Origin of the sequence: Mycobacterium europaeum, assembly GCF_034555895.2 — a bacterium.
GTDB lineage: Bacteria > Actinomycetota > Actinomycetes > Mycobacteriales > Mycobacteriaceae > Mycobacterium > Mycobacterium europaeum.
Genome location: NZ_CP157315.1, coordinates 2,558,964 through 2,577,279, shown reverse-complemented (window position 1 = coordinate 2,577,279; position 18,316 = coordinate 2,558,964). Strand labels below are relative to the sequence as shown.

The 18,316-nt window shown below is 62.1% G+C and carries 15 protein-coding genes; 5 read left to right on the top strand and 10 right to left on the bottom strand.

From position 1 onward, the window contains the following. Window positions 1–48: 48 nt before the first annotated feature. Window positions 49–852 carry a TylF/MycF/NovP-related O-methyltransferase gene (locus U8D42_RS11300; RefSeq protein WP_431523846.1) on the top strand — a complete coding sequence of 268 codons (804 nt, stop codon included), beginning with the start codon at window positions 49–51 and terminating at the stop codon, window positions 850–852. Window positions 853–861: 9 nt separating this feature from the next. Here the strand turns inward: U8D42_RS11300 and U8D42_RS11295 are convergent, their stop codons facing one another. The 4 genes from U8D42_RS11295 to U8D42_RS11280 form a co-directional block, all read right to left on the bottom strand. Further along, entirely contained in the window at window positions 862–2,142 is a 1,281-nt protein-coding gene (locus tag U8D42_RS11295) for a glycosyltransferase (RefSeq protein ID WP_322861307.1), read from the bottom strand. Between the two features lie 79 nt (window positions 2,143–2,221). Continuing rightward, window positions 2,222–3,475, bottom strand: coding sequence for a glycosyltransferase (locus U8D42_RS11290; protein ID WP_322861308.1), 1,254 nt, complete (start codon window positions 3,473–3,475; stop codon window positions 2,222–2,224). Between the two features lie 263 nt (window positions 3,476–3,738). Then, on the bottom strand, window positions 3,739–4,701 hold the full coding sequence (locus tag U8D42_RS11285; protein WP_322861309.1) for a methyltransferase type 11: 963 nt from the start codon (window positions 4,699–4,701) through the stop codon (window positions 3,739–3,741). A gap of 78 nt (window positions 4,702–4,779) precedes the next feature. Beyond that, the gene (locus U8D42_RS11280) at window positions 4,780–6,678 is read right to left on the bottom strand and encodes a hypothetical protein (RefSeq protein WP_322861310.1); all 1,899 of its coding nucleotides are present in this window, start codon (window positions 6,676–6,678) and stop codon (window positions 4,780–4,782) included. Window positions 6,679–7,070: 392 nt separating this feature from the next. On the opposite strand from U8D42_RS11280, the gene gmd reads away from it, so the two are divergent. The 4 genes from gmd (at window position 7,071) to U8D42_RS11260 (ending at window position 10,731) form a co-directional block, all read left to right on the top strand. Next, the gene (gmd, locus tag U8D42_RS11275) at window positions 7,071–8,093 is read left to right on the top strand and encodes a GDP-mannose 4,6-dehydratase (protein WP_322861311.1); all 1,023 of its coding nucleotides are present in this window, start codon (window positions 7,071–7,073) and stop codon (window positions 8,091–8,093) included. A gap of 6 nt (window positions 8,094–8,099) precedes the next feature. Next, a complete protein-coding gene (locus U8D42_RS11270; protein WP_322861312.1) occupies window positions 8,100–9,062 on the top strand; it encodes a GDP-L-fucose synthase family protein in 963 nt (320 codons plus the stop codon). A 95-nt stretch (window positions 9,063–9,157) separates the two neighbouring features. Continuing rightward, complete coding sequence (locus U8D42_RS11265; protein WP_322861314.1) at window positions 9,158–9,883, top strand: FkbM family methyltransferase; 726 nt, start codon at window positions 9,158–9,160, stop codon at window positions 9,881–9,883. A 98-nt stretch (window positions 9,884–9,981) separates the two neighbouring features. Then, on the top strand, window positions 9,982–10,731 hold the full coding sequence (locus U8D42_RS11260) for a glycosyltransferase family 2 protein (protein ID WP_322861335.1): 750 nt from the start codon (window positions 9,982–9,984) through the stop codon (window positions 10,729–10,731). A gap of 98 nt (window positions 10,732–10,829) precedes the next feature. On the opposite strand, the gene U8D42_RS11255 is transcribed toward U8D42_RS11260, so the two are convergent. The 6 genes from U8D42_RS11255 to U8D42_RS11230 all read right to left on the bottom strand — a co-directional run bounded on the left by U8D42_RS11255 (window position 10,830) and on the right by U8D42_RS11230 (window position 18,280). Beyond that, on the bottom strand, window positions 10,830–11,486 hold the full coding sequence (locus U8D42_RS11255; RefSeq protein WP_322861315.1) for a hypothetical protein: 657 nt from the start codon (window positions 11,484–11,486) through the stop codon (window positions 10,830–10,832). Window positions 11,487–11,790: 304 nt separating this feature from the next. Further along, complete coding sequence (locus tag U8D42_RS11250; RefSeq protein WP_322861317.1) at window positions 11,791–12,798, bottom strand: glycosyltransferase family 2 protein; 1,008 nt, start codon at window positions 12,796–12,798, stop codon at window positions 11,791–11,793. Then, on the bottom strand, window positions 12,795–13,586 hold the full coding sequence (locus U8D42_RS11245) for an ABC transporter permease (RefSeq protein WP_431523845.1): 792 nt from the start codon (window positions 13,584–13,586) through the stop codon (window positions 12,795–12,797). Before U8D42_RS11245 ends, U8D42_RS11250 begins: the two co-directional genes overlap by 4 nt. Continuing rightward, window positions 13,586–14,326 carry an ABC transporter permease gene (locus tag U8D42_RS11240; protein ID WP_322861319.1) on the bottom strand — a complete coding sequence of 247 codons (741 nt, stop codon included), beginning with the start codon at window positions 14,324–14,326 and terminating at the stop codon, window positions 13,586–13,588. Before U8D42_RS11240 ends, U8D42_RS11245 begins: the two co-directional genes overlap by 1 nt. Continuing rightward, complete coding sequence (locus tag U8D42_RS11235) at window positions 14,323–15,270, bottom strand: ATP-binding cassette domain-containing protein (RefSeq protein ID WP_322861336.1); 948 nt, start codon at window positions 15,268–15,270, stop codon at window positions 14,323–14,325. Before U8D42_RS11235 ends, U8D42_RS11240 begins: the two co-directional genes overlap by 4 nt. Before the next feature lie 97 nt (window positions 15,271–15,367). Further along, entirely contained in the window at window positions 15,368–18,280 is a 2,913-nt protein-coding gene (locus U8D42_RS11230) for an RND family transporter (protein WP_322861321.1), read from the bottom strand. Window positions 18,281–18,316 lie beyond the last annotated feature (36 nt).

The window sequence follows — 18,316 nt, the reverse complement described above, 5'->3', positions numbered from 1 at the left end:
ACCGGTGAACCCCTCGTATTTGTCGCAAACGATCGGTCCGCCAGTGTTATGGTTGCCGCCGTGGCAACAGGGCTGACAACCGGAACCCGCCTGCGGATGTGGTGGGTACGCACCGAGTACTGGCTCGCGCGGACCATCCTTCCCGACGTTTATGCCAACGACGCGCTGGTCACGTTCAACAACTATCACGCGTTTCTGGACGATCCGGACTTCCAACGCGCCTACCGGCGCGGGGCCCGCTCGCTGGGCAAAGAGGACTGGTATCAGTGGCAGTGGCGCGTGCACGTGGGGCTGTGGGCGGCGGCCAGCGCCAGTAAGCTCGACGGTGACTTCGTCGAATGCGGCGTCAGCTACGGGTTCTTGAGCAGTGCCATCATGGAATACCTGGACTGGGACCGGCTGGGCAAAACCTTCTACTTGCTCGACACGTTCGCCGGACTCGACCCGCGCTTCGTCACCGAGAACGAACGGCGGGCCGGGGCCTTGGAGATCAGCGAAGACCACCTGCGCAACGGGATGTACGCCAGCGGAGTCGAAAGCGTCCGCGCAAATTTCGCGGAGTGGCACAACCACCGCATCATCGTCGGCGCGGTTCCGGAGACGCTCGACGAGGTCGACGCGACCACCATCGCCTACCTGCACATCGACATGAACTGCGCCCCACCGGAAGTCGCCGCCCTGCGCTACTTCTGGCCGCGGCTCACACCGGGAGCGTTCGTGCTCCTGGACGATTACGCCAATCGAGGGCGCGACGAGCAACGTCGCGCCATGGACGCCGCGGCGGACGAACTGGGCGTGAAGATCTGCGCTTTGCCCACTGGCCAGGGCCTGCTCATCAAGCCGGCACGATAAGAAGGCGCCTCAGCCGGAAGCTTTCTCCCGGGCGGCCTTCTCCAACAGATCGGTGGCCTTGGCGACGCTCTCGGCGGGGGTGGTCATCCGGCCGGCGAGTTCACGGGCCCGGGCCGCATACTCCGGGGAGAGGATCTCGCGGAGGTCCGCGACAAGCGAGCCTTCGGTGGTCTCCGAGAAGCGCCGGGCGGTTCCCACCTTGAGGCGCTTGACCTGATTTCCCCAGTAGGGCTGGTCGGCCGAGCTCCACAAAATCAGCGTGGGGACGCCGGCGCGCAGGCTTGCGGCCGTGGTGCCCGAACCCCCGTGGTGAACGACCGCGCGGCAGGTCGGGAAGACCGATGCGTAATTCACCACGCCCACGAGCTTGACGTGGTCGGAATGTGGCACTCCGCTGAAGTCGGTTCCGCCGAAACACAGCAGCGCACGCTCGCCCAAGGCCGCGCAGGCCGAGCTGATCATCTCGACTGTGGCGGAGGGAGATTCGAGTGGGATGCTGCCCGAACCGAAGCAGATCGGCGGCGATCCACCGGCGATCCACGACGCCACATCCTCGTCGGCGTTTGTGGTCAACTGCATCGTCAGCGCACCGACAAAGGGCCGTCGGTCGCCCCATTTCTTCGCCCATTCGGCGGCTAGGCCGGGAAAGCAGACTTCGTCATAGGCCTGAATCTCGAGCGAGCCGCGTTCGGCGATCCGTCGCGGCGAGGGTTTCGTGGCCGCGGGCAGGCCGAGTTCGCGACGCTGTTCATTCTCGACCCGCTTCGTCGAGCGCCAAAACAACCACTCGACCGTTCTCATGCTGGAGCGGAACAACGGCGCCGGCACGCGCGGAACAAGCTGGCCGTTAGCCCGCATCGGGAAGTGATGCAGTGTCGCCAGCGGAATGCCGTAAAACTCGGCGACGTTGGCGGCGGCCTGCTCGAAATTCAGGCCGGTGCAGAGCAGGTCGGCGCCGGCCGCGACCGACGTCAGGGTCGTGCTGACTTCGGCCCAATGCCGGATGAGCGGCTCCCACACCTTGCGCATCAATCGGATCGGGCTGCGGAGCGTCCAGATGTTCCGGAAGAATTCCGCCCACATGTTGCGGAGGAACTCCTCGTCGAGAAAATCGTGCAGTTCGGGCCCATACGGGACCGCCGCGAGCCCAGCGGACTCGGCGAAGCCCACCAATTCCGGCGGGACCGCCATGGCCACGGCGTGCCCCCGGCGCAGCAGTTCGCGCCCGACGGCTGCCAAAGGCTCGATGTCGCCGCGGGTTCCGTATCCGGCGAGGACGAATTTCGTCACGGGTCCTAGCCTTGCAGTTGCCGTGCACGGGCGACGTCGGGGGTACCGGTCCCCGCTGGCGGCACTGTGTCGTCGCTGATCAGCCGAACCGTCCCACGCGCGCGAAGTTTTCCAGCAGGTCGGCGGTCTTGGTGATGCTGTCCGCGGGCTTGGTCATCCGAGCGGCCAGCTCGCGGGCGCGGAAGACATAGTCGGGGGAGAGGATTCGGCGCAGGTCGGCCACCAGCGACTCGCGCGTAGTTTTGGAAAACGGCCGGGCGACACCGACTTTCAGCCGATCCACCTGGCCTGCCCAGATCTTTTGATCGCTCATGCTCCATAGGCTCAAGGTGGGCACTCCCGCGCGCAGCCCCGCGGCCGTGGTGCCCGCGCCGCTGTGGTGCACCACCGCCCGGCAAGCGGGAAAGACCGCCGCGTAGTTGACCACGCCCACCACCTTGACGTGATCAAAATCCGCTGCGCCGCTGAAATCGGTTTTGCCGGAGCACACCAACGCCCGCTCGCCCAACTCCGCGCAGGCCTCGCCGATCATGGTGATCGTCTCTGCCGGCGAATCGACCCTTGTGCTGCCGAAGCCGAAGCAGATCGGCGGTGTCCCCGCCGCAATCCAGGAGGCGACCTCGTCGTCGGCGTCCGTGGTCAGCTCCATGGTCAGCGTCCCGACAAAGGGTCGTTGGCCGTTCCACTTCGCCCATTCGTCGGCCAGCCCGGGAAAGCACACTTCGTCGTAGGCCTGGATCTCGAGGGCGCCGCGGGCGGCCATTCGCTGCGGCGCCGGCCCCTTTGCCTTGGGCAGACCGAATGCGCGGCGCTGAGCGTCCTCGGCCCTCTTGGTCACCCGCCACTGGACCCAGTCCAGCGCCGCCATCCCCGAGCGGACCAGCGGCGCCGGCAGGTTCGGGGCGAGCTGGCCGTTGGGCCGCATCGGGAAGTAGTGCATCGTTGCCAGCGGAAGTCCGAGGTACTCGGCCACGTCGGCCGCGATCCCCGGGAAGCCCGGGCCGGTGAACACCAGATCGGCACCCTCGGACAGCGATGTCAGCGTCGTGCTCATTTCCGCCCAGGACCGGACCAGCATGTTCTGGGCTTCCCGCCATCGCCGTTTAACCTCGGGAAAGTTCCAGAACTTGGCGAGGAAGTCGGTGTCCCAGAAGCCCTCCTGCTGATCCGGCCCGTATGCGGCCACCGGAAGCCCGGCCGATTCAACGAGGGGGACCAGGTTGGGCGGGACGGCCATGCCGACGTCGTGCCCGCGGCGGCGCAGTTCGCGGGCGACCGCCGTGCAGGGCTCGACGTCACCGCGAGTTCCATAGCTGGCCAGGGCGAACTTCACGACGAATCCGGCCTTTCGAGTTGTCGTGTCGGTGGACGATGCCAGAGGCCGTTATCTCTGGTTACTCTCCTGCGAGCTGGTCACTTCACCCTTGTTTCATCCTGTCGGGTTGGGCTGTGTTCGGGTGCTCCTGATAACGCTCCCGGTTTGAACATACGCATGGGCGTAGCGGTTTCCAACGCGATCTGGTTCATCGACTCGCTGGACAAAGGGCTCTGCCGCGAATTGGCCAACGCGGACGCTTACCGGACCGTGACAACCTCTTATGCCGCGGCCCGGACGCGCCTCACCGCCCTATCGAAGAAAACCTTGAGCGCGAGGTATCTAAAAAAGGCGCCCAGCATTCCCCTTGTGTGGTAGGCAAACCGGAGTCTGGCCTCGAGCTCGTCTTTGTCCGAGCTCGCGAGGACGGTGTTGGGATGGATGAGGGGCAGACCGATGTCCTCGGCGCGCAGCGACGAGTAGATGGTGTCGTACTTCGTGTGTGTATGTGTCGCCTCGGCATCCAACCCAACATTGCGTACGAGGTTTCGGGCAGGAGTTGCGCAGAGGCCGGAATTTGCCCACATGCTGTAGAACCACTGGTAATCCCAAGTATCCAGCCGGCCGTTGTACACGGTGTACTGAAACACTGACTCCCAGTAGTACCGTTCTCTCGCCCTCCGAAAGTACTGGTCAAAGAGCTTCCGATCTCTGAACTCAGGCCAGTACGTCATATTGAGGTCGTAGTTCGCCCAGGCGCGCCTCCAGGTAGCCCAGCCCCACATGACGTGTGGATACCGTGAGAAATAATAGCTTTCCGCCGTATGGGCATGTCCGAACAGATGGTTTTGTCCGGAGATCATCATGACGCGCTCGTCGCTTTCGTAACGGTCGAGGAGCTCGGCACAATATCGGAAGAACGAAGAAGAGGGTAGGCAGTCGTGCTCGAGGATGATCGCCTTATCCACAATCTCGAAGGCCCAGGTTATGCCGGAAGAGATGCGCAGGCGGATACCCATGTTGGTCTCCGAGAAATTTCTGTGGACTTCGCAGTCCCAGTCGACTTCATCGATGATGGCGCGCGCCTTAGCGCACCGCTGGGCCTCCCCGGGCCTATCCGCGCGGGGTCCGTCGGCGATCACTAGGAGCTTGCTCGGTCTCGCGGCCCTAATCGCTTCGAAGACCTGCCTGACGGTGTCCGTTCGGTTGAAGATGGTGAAGATTACCGGCGGCGTCGTTGTCACAGTGCTATCTTTGCAAGGACTTCGAGCAGATTCACGGCGATATCGACATTTTCGTCCGAAACTCGGCTTTGCTGAAATTCAATGACTCCACGGAATTTGGAAGCTGGCGCCCACTGGGGGTGGTAGGAAACGGACGAGGCGACCGTTGCGCCACATCAACAGGGCAAGTGTGGGGTTATCTAGCGGGACCCCGACCGTCACGTCAAGAGACGTGGGCTCAAGGCCATCCACTTTGAGCACGGTCACCGTAGCGCCGGTGAGCTCTACCGAATCGCCAACCCGGATCGGCGTGCGCGGCGAACGGAAGGTGTCTTCAATCGAGTTGTGCGTTGCGGCGCCGCCGATTACGTCAAGGCGGAAACGCGACGCACCAGTCCGTGTGAAGCGATGGTCCCCGTTGGCCATGGAAAGAATTTGCCAGGCGCTGATTGCTTGGGGTGCAAGTACCTGGCCCACCATGGCGGGGTAGAACGCTGTTTGCACATCCGGGGCGGCCAGCACCATCACGTGGCTTCTAGCGGAGTGATCGAAGTCGGCCGTGAAAAAGACTTGCCTCTCCAGTCGGGCGGCACCTGCTAGCTGGACGGCCGCAAGCACGAACGCAAGCGGGGCAAGGACAAGATGTAAGACCACAACTGGCCACCGGCCGACACGTAGCGCCAGCTGCCGGCCGCCGCAGACGAGTTGTTGGCCACCCCGATAAATCAGCACAGCGAGTAAAAAGGCGGTTCCGATGCTAGGAAACAGAAGTAGCCGCGGGCTGAGATCGCCAGCCGAGGCGATGACCAGCGACAACACAGCTCCCGGCAGCAGCCAGCGCAGCGTAATCCGTTCCTCGTCGGGGATGCGAGGCCGTGCCAGCTGGTAGAGCGCGTAGAGCAAGATGGCAGTGGCGAACCCGACTACGACACCCACTATTGGCGACGTACTTGCGATAACCCCTGTCAGCGAGAAGCCAACGAGTGTGGGCACCTTTTCCGCCGCAACCTTCAAGAAGCCGAGCGGATCGTTAATGGGGTCGTTATACGCGCCGCCGCCGGCGCCGAAGCCGAAGAACCTGTATATGCCCAGGTAGGCTGCGCCAACCACGAGTGCCGGCGCACTGGCGAGCAGTCGAGCACGCGCAGATGACCGCTCCGCTGGCGCCGGACCGAGTGCGTCGAAGGACAGCCAGCAAGCGACTGCGGCTAGGCCGGTCTCGCTGCCGAGGAGAGCTGCGATGACGCCGAGCGGTCCTAGCCATGCTCCCGGGCGCCATCCTTCACGCACAAATCTCACATGCGCCGCGAGAGCAAGTGCCGCGGGGATAGCGGCGACTATGACATGGCGCGACGAGATCCACCCGGCGGGCTCGGTATGAACTGCTTCGATCGCGAACAGCAGGGCTGCGAATACCGGTGTCGCTGTGGTGAACCTCGATTGGCGCAATGTGAGAGCTGTGCGAAGAAGGAGGCCCACAGAGATTACGAGCGCGGCGTACAAGAGGATCGAGGTGATGTGGTAGCCCACGGCGAAGTGGCCCCAGAGACTGTGATCGAGCCAGAACAGCACACTCGTCAACGGTCGGAAAAAGTGCATTTTAAGGCTGGGATCGGTGAACCACGGGAGTGGCCCATCCTGGATTGCGTGTTCAAGTTCGCTGCGACTTGTAGAGAATCGATAGAGGTCGAAGGGCGAGGGGCGCGGACTCCCCGGCACGTTGTGCTCAATCTCGCCGATCAGACTGTAGTCATCCGCGTAGAACCCGATCATCAACGTGGGAAGGGTGATCAGCACAGTGAGCACGACGACCACGGACAACGCTCGCGGATGCGCGAACAAATCGAGGAATCGCGCGAACCGGCCGGACGACGTGGCGGTGGCTCCGACGGCGTCGGTGTTGTCGACGCCTCCGTCGAATTGGCTACTGGCGGAACGGGTTTCAGTTTTGTCGGGTTTCGAGAGTAAGTGCCGTAGCCCCTCGAGGGGTCGGTTCATTCCTCCCCTTTCCTGCACCAAACGTCAGCGGTCGCGGAGCGTACCCCTACCATCGGTCGCCCAAAATCTTAGTCGAAACTCACCGCCTATTGACTACAATCCAAATTTTTGACCACCGAACCGGCCACGCCGCGCGGTGCGGGAAGCGAAGCGGCGCAGCGCCGTCGACCTTTTTCTCCTGCGACTGCTAAAGGCGTTACCTGGGGACACGGTTCGCGCGGAGACTATCTCCTGTACGTTGAACACAGGCAAGAAGCGGTCTTGCGACCTGAGCGATGCAGGATCTAGCCGAGGGCGATGCTTCGCCGTTGTGGCCTAACGAGGAGTGAGCTAGCCACGATGGAATACCGGGAATGTGGTGACCAGTATTCACCTGCGGAAGCAATAATCCAGTGAAGCGAGCGCTCATCACGGGCATCACGGGACAGGATGGTTCCTATCTCGCCGAACTACTGTTGAGCAAGGGGTATGAGGTCCACGGACTCATCCGTCGAGCTTCGACCTTCAACACCTCGCGGATCGATCACCTCTACGTCGACCCGCACCAGCCAGACGCACGACTGTTCTTGCACTACGGCGACCTCACCGACGGCACCCGGCTGGTTACCTTGCTCAGCACGATCGACCCAGACGAGGTGTACAACCTTGCAGCACAGTCGCATGTGCGCGTCAGCTTTGATGAACCGGTACACACCGGCGATACCACGGGCATGGGCTCGATCCGACTGCTAGAAGCCGTTCGCCTTTCCCGCATCGAGTGCCGCTTCTATCAGGCGTCCTCGTCGGAGATGTTTGGCGCTTCTCCGCCACCGCAAAACGAGCAAACACCGTTCTACCCGCGCTCGCCATACGGCGCGGCAAAGGTCTACGCGTACTGGTCGACCCGCAACTACCGGGAAGCCTACGGGCTTTTCGCGGTGAACGGGATCTTGTTCAATCACGAATCACCGCGGCGCGGTGAGACATTCGTGACAAGAAAGATCACGCGAGCCGTCGCACGTATCAAGGCCGGCATCCAGTCCGATGTCTACATGGGCAACCTTGATGCCGTCCGCGACTGGGGATACGCACCCGAGTACGTCGAAGGGATGTGGCGGATGCTGCAGGCCGCGACTCCTGAGGACTTCGTCCTGGCGACTGGGCGCGGTTACACCGTGCGCGAGTTCGCCCAGACCGCCTTTGACCACGCCGGGCTCGACTGGGAGAAGCATGTGAAGTTCGACGAGCGCTATCTCCGACCGACTGAGGTGGATTCGCTGGTGGGAGATACGACCAAGGCCGCCGAAACGCTCGGGTGGAAGGCTTCGGTGCACACCGCCGAACTCGCGCGGATCATGGTGGACGCGGACATTGCAGCATTGGCGTGCGACGGTAAGCCATGGATCGACAAGCCCGCACTGCCCGGTTGGGGCTGAGTAAGCATGGACCTGTCGGTCGGCGTCCTTGACCGGACCTCTCGCGTCTACATTGCGGGCCACCGCGGGTTGGTCGGGTCCGCCCTGCTACGCAAGTTCCAGGCGGAGGGATTCACCAGTGTCCTGGTGCGACCACATAGCGAACTCGATCTGACGGATCGCGGCGCGACATTCGACTTCATCCTCGAGTCAAAGCCGCAGGTTATCGTCGATGCTGCGGCCAAGGTTGGTGGCATCATGGCCAACAACAGCTACCCGGCCGATTTTCTCTCCGAAAACCTACAGATCCAGGTCAATCTGCTCGACGCTGCGGTGGCCGCGCGGGTACCGCGCCTGTTGTTCTTAGGCTCGTCGTGCATATACCCGAAGCATGCCCCGCAGCCCATCAAGGAGAGTGCGCTGCTGACGGGTCCCCTGGAGCCAACGAACGACGCCTACGCGATCGCCAAAATCGCGGGCATCCTTCAGGTCCAGGCCGTCAGGCGTCAACACGGCCTGGCATGGATCTCAGCAATGCCCACCAACCTGTACGGACCCGAAGACAACTTCTCGCCGTCGGGCTCGCACCTGCTGCCGGCGCTCATCCGTAGGTATGAGGAGGCGAGGGCGAGCGGAGCACCTGAGGTGACGAACTGGGGCACCGGAACTCCTCGGCGCGAGCTACTGCATGTCGATGACCTGGCGAGCGCATGTCTATTCTTACTGGAACACTTCGACGGTCCCAATCATGTCAACGTAGGCACCGGCATCGACCACACCATCAAGGAGGTCGCTGAGATGGTCGCAACTGCAGTGGGCTATATGGGCGAAACCCGCTGGGACACAACGAAACCCGATGGAACGCCGCGTAAATTGCTGGACGTTTCTGTGCTACAGGACGCGGGATGGCGGTCCCAAATCCCGCTGCGGGACGGCATCAAGGCGACTGTGGCGTGGTATCGCGCGAACACCGACGCGGTGAGGCAATGAACCTGCGCATCAGAACAGCCTCGCGGCACAGTGCCGCCGCGCTGGGCCACTCCGAGGCGGTGGTCGGCGTTGTGTTCGCATGTTAATGTGACGCGGTGGATTTTTTCCGCCGTGGTGGTCTGATCTCGCGTAGTACTACCTTCGAGGTGTCGCGCCCCTATTCTGAAGGCGGCTTGAAGCGCCAGTTCGTAAAGCAGTTGGAGTCGCGTGAGGTAAACGTCGTCCTTGATATCGGCGCTAACTCGGGACAATACGCCACCGACCTCCGCAGGGCGGCATACAAGGGACGCATCGTCTCATTCGAACCTCTTTCGGGTCCATTTTCCGATCTAGAACGCAATACCTCGAAAGATCCTCTGTGGGATTGTCGACAATGCGCTTTAGGCGATGCCGACGGAACAATATCGATAAACGTTGCGGGCAACGCCGGCGCAAGCAGTTCCGTGCTGCCGATGTTGAAAAGCCATCAGGATGCCTTTCCGCCAGCGAATTATGTCGGGGTCGAAGAGGTGCTAATCCGCCGACTCGATTCGGTGATGCCCGAGGTTTTGCGGCCAACGGATGCGGCGTTCCTCAAGATCGATGTCCAAGGGTTTGAGAAACAGGTACTGGCGGGTGGCACGTCGACGGTGAACGACCGGTGCGTCGGCATGGAACTCGAACTTTCGTTCCTACCCTTATACGAAGGCGGCATGCTCATCCGTGAGGCGCTTGACCTCGTATATTCGCTGGGCTTCACGCTGACCGGCTTGCTGCCCGGTTTTACCGATCCGCGCAATGGTCGAATGTTGCAGGCCGACGGTATCTTCTTCCGTGAGTGACCCGAAAACGCAGGTAAATTGTTTACCAAATCGGATGGTCGACGGAGTCGGGTGCTGGGCCGACCGCTGCTAAGGTGGCTAACGCCATGACCGCGCCCATGTTTTCAATCATCATGCCCACATTCAACGCTTCGTCGACACTGCATGCGTCCATCGACAGCGTCGCCCGCCAGACCTGCAGCGACTTTGAGCTGGTTTTGGTGGATGGCGGCTCGAACGACGGAACACTCGACGTGGCGAACAGCTTTGCCGCCAGCCTAGGCGCGCGTCTTATCATCCACTGCGGACCGGACGAGGGCGCCTACGATGCCATGAACCGTGGTGTTGGAATGGCTGCGGGGGATTGGCTGCTATTCCTGGGCGCCGACGACACACTGTACCAGGCCGACACATTAGCTCGCGTGGCAGCCTTCATCGGCGATCACAAGCACAGCGAGCTGGTATATGGCGATGTGGTCATGCGCTCAACCGGCTCCCGCCATGCCGGGGAGTTCGACCTTGACCGATTGCTATTTGAAACCAACATTTGCCATCAGTCGATCTTCTACCGCCGTGAGCTTTTCGCTGGCATTGGCCCGTACAACCTGCGCTACCGCCTCTGGGCCGACTGGGACTTCAATATCCGCTGCTTCTCTAACCCCGCACTCGTCACCCACTATATGGACTTGGTCGTCGCCAACTACAACGATACGAGCGGCCTCAGTAGCAGCGAGGACAAGGAATTTAAAAAGCGGCTACCCAACTCCACCAAATTTGTCCTAAGAGTTCCCCTGACTCGTAGCCGCACGTTAGACCTTCGTTGGGGCCGCCCTTACGCTCGTAGCCCGCGAAATTTGGGCCCCGCCTGATGGCGGATGTATTGACGCGTACTGTGATGGAGCCCTGGGATCGAGATTAGGCGTCCCACGCACTGAGAGGGGGCACACTGTAGTTTCAGAGACCACAATCAAGCTACTGTCTTTCCGGGGATTTCTACCACGACTGAATCCAAACCCACACGAATGATCGCAGTCGGGAAAGCGTCACGTGCGGCGGCCGTCAGCTCGTCTAATTGGGGAAATCCGGCAAGCCCTGAGCCGAATAGCCGTAAGTCATCAATGACGATTGTTGTGCCTGGCGGTGTTACGCCAGCGAGCTGGCGCAGTGTCGACTCCGCCGGCTCCATCTCCAGTCCCTGAGCTGTCCCAGCGCCCGAGAAGTGCCCATCAAGGAAGACCAGTGGAGGCGTAACGCAGTTCGCAACGATCTTCGGGATTTCGATCAACGAATCGCCGTGCACCAGAGTGACATTGGCGTGGCCTGCGAACCGCTTTTCCGCCGCCGCGAACAGCCCGTCATGGAGTTCTACGGAGAACACCTGGTCTACCCGTCGCGCGAAGAATGCGGTCGTCTCACCCATATACGTGCCAGCTTCAACAAAGATCCGGTGTTTGCGCGACTCCAGGACGGTCAGCAGATGACGCTGTTTAGCGATTGCCGGTGGTGAAACCAGGCACTCGCCGTGGATCCAGCCATACGCAGCCGCCCAACGATTGGGTTCCAACGACTTCTTGTTGCGGAATGAGTTCAGCGTGAACCCAATCAGTTGCGTGGCCTTCGACATACGAGTAAGCGTAGGGCCAGTAGTCGCCGCGTGGGAAGGATGGATACAACTCGCTGCTCCACTGACTCGATCAGCAGGCGCCGTGGAATCTGCTGCCCGCCGTATCGTCGTGCTGATTGGTTTCCCCGGTAAGCATTCAGCGCGCTGTCGACACAGCGACGGGGACACATCCGTACGACTCCCGCATCGGCCGAGTTGGAAGGAGGACAACACCTCGCCGCCAGCCATGACGTTCGGGACAACCGGCCAGAAGTGAACTTCTGCCGTGCTGCCGGCATGAACCCACCGTCGCGCCGCAGGGGAACTATTTTCCGCGCAGTCGTTTGCCCGGCTCATTTGTCAGTCCCATGCGGAACCGGCGAGCGCGGGCGAATTCACGTACTGGCGCCAACCCCAGCATCCTCAGACGTGCCCGCCGCTCAGGGCCCAATATCGAGACGGCAATGAGAAGCGTCGACCATCTAGCAATCCACCAGGCGGCGGCGGCGATCCGGATGGCGGTGGTCGATGCCGGATCCACGACCATCCAGGTGAGGATGCGTAGCTGATCGAGCCAGTGCCGATGAGCCTTGGTGATATTCGCCGATTCCGTGGTCGCGGTGTGATGGCGCACCGAGAGTTCATGGGGCACAAAGCAAACCGCCGACCGTAGCATCAGGCGCAACCAGAAATCCAAATCCACGGTCTGATAGATGTCGTTCCGTAATCCCCCAGCGTCCAGGGCCAGCTGGCGCCGGAACATCACGCAACTCGGTTCGCCGATCAAGTTGGCGCTCGCACCCCACAAAGCGACGATCTGCAGCACTAATGACGACCCGCGATTGCGTTCCCGAAGTTTCACGAAGTAGACATGGAGCTTGCTTGGCGCTCGTCGTCGTTCGCTCCACGGTAAGTCCTCGGTCAGCACACGCCGGGGTGCGAATGCCATGCCAACGCTGGGATCGCCGAAACACCCGGCGAGAGTACGAAGGGCCCCGGGAAGGAGCCAGTCATCGCCGTGCAGGAACTGAACCAGCTCGCCGCGCGCGAGCTCTAAACCCCGGTTGTGGTTTCCATTCAGCCCGAGGCGGGACTCGTTGCGTAACAAGCGATCCTCCGCACGGAGCAATGGCGCGGCGGTGGTCGCGCCATCGTCGGTCGACTGGTCGTCAACGACGACGATTTCGAAGTCGACGCCGTCCTGATCGAGGATGCTGCGCAGACATCGCTCGATCGTCGCGCCGTTGTTGTACATCGGTACACAGACCGAGATGAGCGGACTGGCCGAAGAATGGTCAATCCCGTTGGGATTTACCGCCGAGGTGCCTGTCATACACCGGACTCGGCGGCCTTCCGATAGCCGTGGAGGGCTATCGGAGTGAAGATTGCAACCAGCCCGACCGCCCACACTAGCGTCAACGCCACGGGCCACAAGAGCGGGCCGCCGTAGGCCAGTGCGCGCATCGTTTCGACCGGAGGCGACATCGGTTGCACGCGGACAAACGGTCGCAGCCAATCCGGGAACAGCCCGATCGGAGTGGTCCCGGGATTGACGAACGCCAGCGATACGATGATGCCCACCAACCAAGTCATCACCGTGCGGGCATTAGCGCGGATCGCCAGCGCCATCACCAGCGCGGTGAACCCCACCACCACGATGGAGGGGATGAGAATGAACACCAATGCCGCGAGCCAACCGTGCGCGAAGCGCAGGCCCATGGCCAGACCTAGCGCCGTGATCAGCACAGTCCCGATCAAGGCGCGGGCGGCCTCGGCCGTCAGCCGCCCGGTGACAGCGCTCGACCGGTGTATCGGCAGCACCCACATCCGACTGAGCAGTCCCGACTGGCGATCCGTCGTGATGCCAATCGCGTTTCCCATCGAACCGAACAACGCCGACAGCACCGCGCTGATGGGAACCAACCCGTAAAGGCCGTCGACACCGGTGACCTTGCGCACCTGCTCGCCGAGGACAACCTGGTAGACGAGCATCAAACACACGGGGAAGAGAAGCGAGCCCAAAAGCACCGCTCGGTCGCGCCGCCACCGGGTAAGGAATTGACCGGCATACACCCAGGTTTGGGTAAGCAGGGAGCTCTGTGTCGCGGGCTGCGCCGTCATCATCCGCGCCTTTGCATCCGCAGCGTGATCGCGCCGAAAATTACAGCCATACCCAGACACCAGGCCAGCGTGGCCGCCATATTGGCCGCGACCACGTGTCCGGTGGCGAGACCGCGCAGCGATTCCGAGATCTGCGATACGGGTTGATTACGCACGTACGGACGCAACCAACCCGGAAATGTCTTCTCGGGCGCAATCCCGGTGGACAGCATGAAGAGCAGCAACTGAGGGACGAATAGAAGGTAACTGGCGCCTTCGACACTGCTGGCGGTGGATCCCAGCGCGTCGGCCCCAAGTGCAACGGCGAGGCACAGGAGCATCGCAACGAGTATGAAGGCGACCGAATAGCCCAGCCCGCCCGTCATGCGGAATCCGAACGCATAGCCGGCGCCGATCGACACCGACAGGGCGAGTGCCCCCCGTAACAGGGTGGCGGTCATGCGGGCGGTCACGGGTACGGCCGCGGCGATCGGCAACGTCCCCAAGCGTTTGGCCATCCCATGCAGTTGATCGCGCGCCGCCCGGTCCGCAGTGAGCAGAGCGACGAAGACGACCGACTGCACGACCACAGCCGGCAGCAGATACTGCGGATAACTGGTGCTGCCCGTGTTGACGAGGCCGTGCAGGGCCACGCTGAACCCCGCCAAATACGCGACGGGGGAGAGGATTTCGAAGACCAGCCCGCCATCGCGGGCGGAGGACATCAGCGAACGCTCGGTGAGGGCGGCCAGGGCGCTCATGATTGGTGGACGGCCCGCTCGGTGAGGTGAAGGAACGCCTCGTCGAGCGAGGGTTTGCGCAACGAAATGTCGGCGAGTTCGATGCCGGCCGCGTCGACCCGTCGGAAGACCTCGCCCAGCGTGGCGACGCCATCCGGGGCGAACACCGACACGAAATTCATGTCTGCGTCGACGTCGACCCCGTTAAGACCGGCGAGCGCCGTCGCGACCCGGGGTAAGTCGGCCGGGTTGGCCGGCGTCACTTGGCAATAACTGGTCCCCACTCTGCGCTTGAGGTCCTCGGCGGTGCCGCTGGCGATCACCTGGCCGTGGTCGATGACGACAATCGAGTCGCTCAGGACGTCGGCCTCTTCCAGGTACTGTGTCGTCAAGAGCACTGTGGTGCCCTGAAGGGCAAGCGAACTCACCAACGCCCATACATCGCGGCGTCCGCGTGGGTCTAGCCCTACCGTCGGCTCGTCGAGGAACAACACCTTTGGGAGCACCACCAAGGCGGCGGCGAGGTCGACGCGCCGCCGCATACCGCCTGAATACGTGAGGACCCCTCGGTCGGCGGCAGCGGTGAGATCGAACTGCTCGATGAGTTCGGCGGCCCGAGCCTTCGCCTCCTGACGACGTAGGCCTCGCAGCCTGCCGAACAACACCAGATTCTCGCGGCCGGTGAGCAAGGGATCCAAGGCGGTGTACTGCCCGGTCATCGCGATGCTGGCACGCACCCGGGCTGCCTCGCGGAGGATGTCATATCCGGCGACGGTGGCACGGCCGGAAGTCGGACGGATCAGGGTGGAAAGGATGTTGATGGTGGTCGTCTTGCCGGCGCCGTTGTGGCCGAGGAGGCCGCAGACCGTACCGGCCGGAACCGAGAAGCTCACGCCGTCGAGCGCTTGCGTCTTTCCCCCGAATGTCTTTGTGAGGCCTTGAACCTCGATCGCCAGTGGTCTCACAGTAGTGAGTATTTCACGGTCGGTGCCCGCAGTTGGCCGTGTTCGAGCATCAGCGGCATCAAGAGGCTGCTGCTCTCTGCGGTGGCGACCGGCCATCCTAGACAGATGGTCTCGGGATCTCGGTCGTGGGCGTATCGTCGCTGAACTCGCGGTGTAGTAGCAGGGACCGCACGAGCGGACGCGGCCCCTCCGCCCGAAGCATCTGACTGGCCGGGCGGGGGCGGACGATCTGCGGCCACCAGAACCACCTCCCGAGCAGCGCGGCGATGGACGGTGTCATGAAGGAGCGCACGATCAAGGTATCGAACAGCAGGCCCAAGCCGATGGTGGTACCGACCTGACCGATGATCCGCAAATCGCTGGCCGCCATCGAGGCCATTGTGAATGCGAACACCAGGCCCGCATTGGTCACGACCTTGCCGGTGCCACCCATCGCGCGAATGATGCCGGTGTTGATGCCGCCGGCTATTTCCTCTTTCATCCGGGATACCAGCAGAAGGTTGTAGTCGGACCCCACCGCCAACAGGACGATCACCGACATCGGCAGCACCATCCAGTACAGCTTGACGCCCAAAATATATTGCCAGATCAGGACTGACAGCCCGAATGATGATCCGAGCGATAACGCCACCGTGCCGACAATGACCAGTGAGGCCACAAAACTGCGCGTGATGATCAGCATGATGATGAAAATAAGGCAGAGCGCACCGACGCCCGCGATAAACAGATCGTAGGTGGAACCGTCGCGGAAGTCCTTGAACGTCGATGCGGTGCCGGCGATATAGATCTTGGACGGCTCCAAGGGTGTCGTCTTGAGAGCCTCCTCGGCCGCCGTCCGTATCTTATCGATACGCGCCAGGCCCTCGGGCGCTGCGGGATCGCCCTTGTGGGAAATGATGAATCGAGCCGCTTTCCCGTCGGGGGACAGGAACTGACTCATGGCGCGCTTGAAGTCTTCGTTCTGGAAGATGTCGGGAGGAAGATAGAACGAATCGTCGTCCTTTGCGGCGTCAAACGTGGCCCCCATGGCGGTGGCATTCTCTTTTTGGTTTTCCATCTGGCCAAGCGTGCCATTCATGGTGCTGTAGGCCGTCAGCAGCATGTTCCGGGCGTCCTCGGCGACTGCGATCGACGGCGGGAACATCTCGAGCAACTGCGGCAGCAGCGCGTCCATCTTGTCCAGATCGACGATAAGTTCGTCGAGCTTATCGCTCAGTGTGTCGATTCCATCGAGCGTTTCGAAGATATTCCTCAGCGACCAGCAGATGGGAATGTCGTAACAATGCCGTTCCCAGTAAAAGTAACTTCGGAGGGGTCGAAAGAAGTCTTCAAAATTGGAGACGCGATCTCTGAGATCCGATATGGTGTCGCGCATCTGCTTTGTTTTCGTGATCGAATCGTGCGTGATGGCCGTGATCTGCTTTTGTAAAGCATACATGCGCTTCAGCGTCGCGATTTGATACGATAGTACATCCGCCTGCTTGAGCATGTCTTGCGAACGGTCTTTCATATACTTCTGATCTTGCTGCATCACCGAATATTGCATTTGCAGCAAGAAAGGTATCGACGTGTGTTGGATCGGCGTGCCCTCGGGCCGGGTGATTCCCTGCACCCGAGAAATGCCGTGCACCCTAAATATCGCCTTCGCCAACCTGTGCAGGACTAGGAAGTCCGCGGGATTGCGCATGTCGTGATCCGACTCGATCATCACGATTTCTGGCATCATTCTCGCTTGAGAGAAATGGCGATCGGCGGCCGCGTATCCGACGTTGGCGGGAATGTCGCTGGGCATGTAGAACCGGTTGTTGTAGCTGGTCTGGTAGCCGGGCAGTGTCACCAGCCCGACCACGGCGACCGCTATGGTCGCCGCAAGGATGGGCACGGGCCAGCGCACGATCGCCGTGCCGATTCGGCGCCATCGGCCGAATGCGAGGACCCGCCTGGGGTCGAAGAACCCGAAACCACTTCCGATGGTGAGAACCGCCGGAACCAAGGTGAGCGCGATGACGACGGCGACGAGCATGCCCACGGCGCAGGGCACGCCCATGGTCTGAAAGATGGGCATCCGGGTGAAGCCCAGGCACAGCATTGCGCCGGCGATCGTCAAGCCTGAACCCAAGACGACGGGAGCGACGCCGCGGTAGGTGGTGTAGAAGGCCGTCTCCCGGTCTTCGCCGGCCTGGCGTGCCTCCTGATACCGGCCGAAGAAGAAGATCGCGTAGTCGGTCCCGGCCGCCATGGCGAGTGCTACCAGGAGGTTGACGGCAAAGGTTGAGAGCGCGACAAGACTGTGATCGCCGAGGAACGCCACGATTCCTCGGGCGGCAAAGACCTCGATCCCCACGGTGACCAGCAGCAGAATGACCGTGATGACCGACCGGTAGACGAAGAGCAGCACCACAAAAATGATCAGCGCGCCCACCGCGGTCATCTTCAGGATGGATCTGTCACCGGCCTGCTGCATGTCCGACAGGAGCGCCGACGGGCCGGTGACATAGACCTTGACTCCCGGTGGCGGGGGCGTCCGCGCGATGATATTGCGGACCGCGGCGATGGAGTCCTGCCCGAGGGTGGTGCCCTGGTTGCCCGCCAGATTTACCTGCACATAGACGGCTTTGCCGTCGTCACTCTGGGCGCCCGCCGCCGTCAGCCGGTCTCCCCACAGGTCCTGTACGTGCTCCACATGCTTCGGGTCGGCCTTGAGTGCACGAACCAACTGGTCGTAGTACGTATGAGCGTCGTCCCCGAGGCGTTGCTGCCCCTCGAGCACGATCATCGCAATACTGTCCGAATCGGACTCTTTGAAATCCTTGCCCATGCGTTGCATGGCCTGGACCGCCGGTGCGTCCTGAGGGGCCAATGGCACGGAATGTTCGCGGCCGACCGTCTCCAGCCAGGGAACGCCGAAGGTTACCAGGAGCGTCAGCGCCACCCACGCCAGCACGATGAGCACCGAAAGCCTGCGGATGCTCCGGGCGAAGAACGGGGCCCGAGCGGGCTCGGTGGTCATGTGGCCGACGCCCAGGCCGCAGTGGCGCGCAGCCGG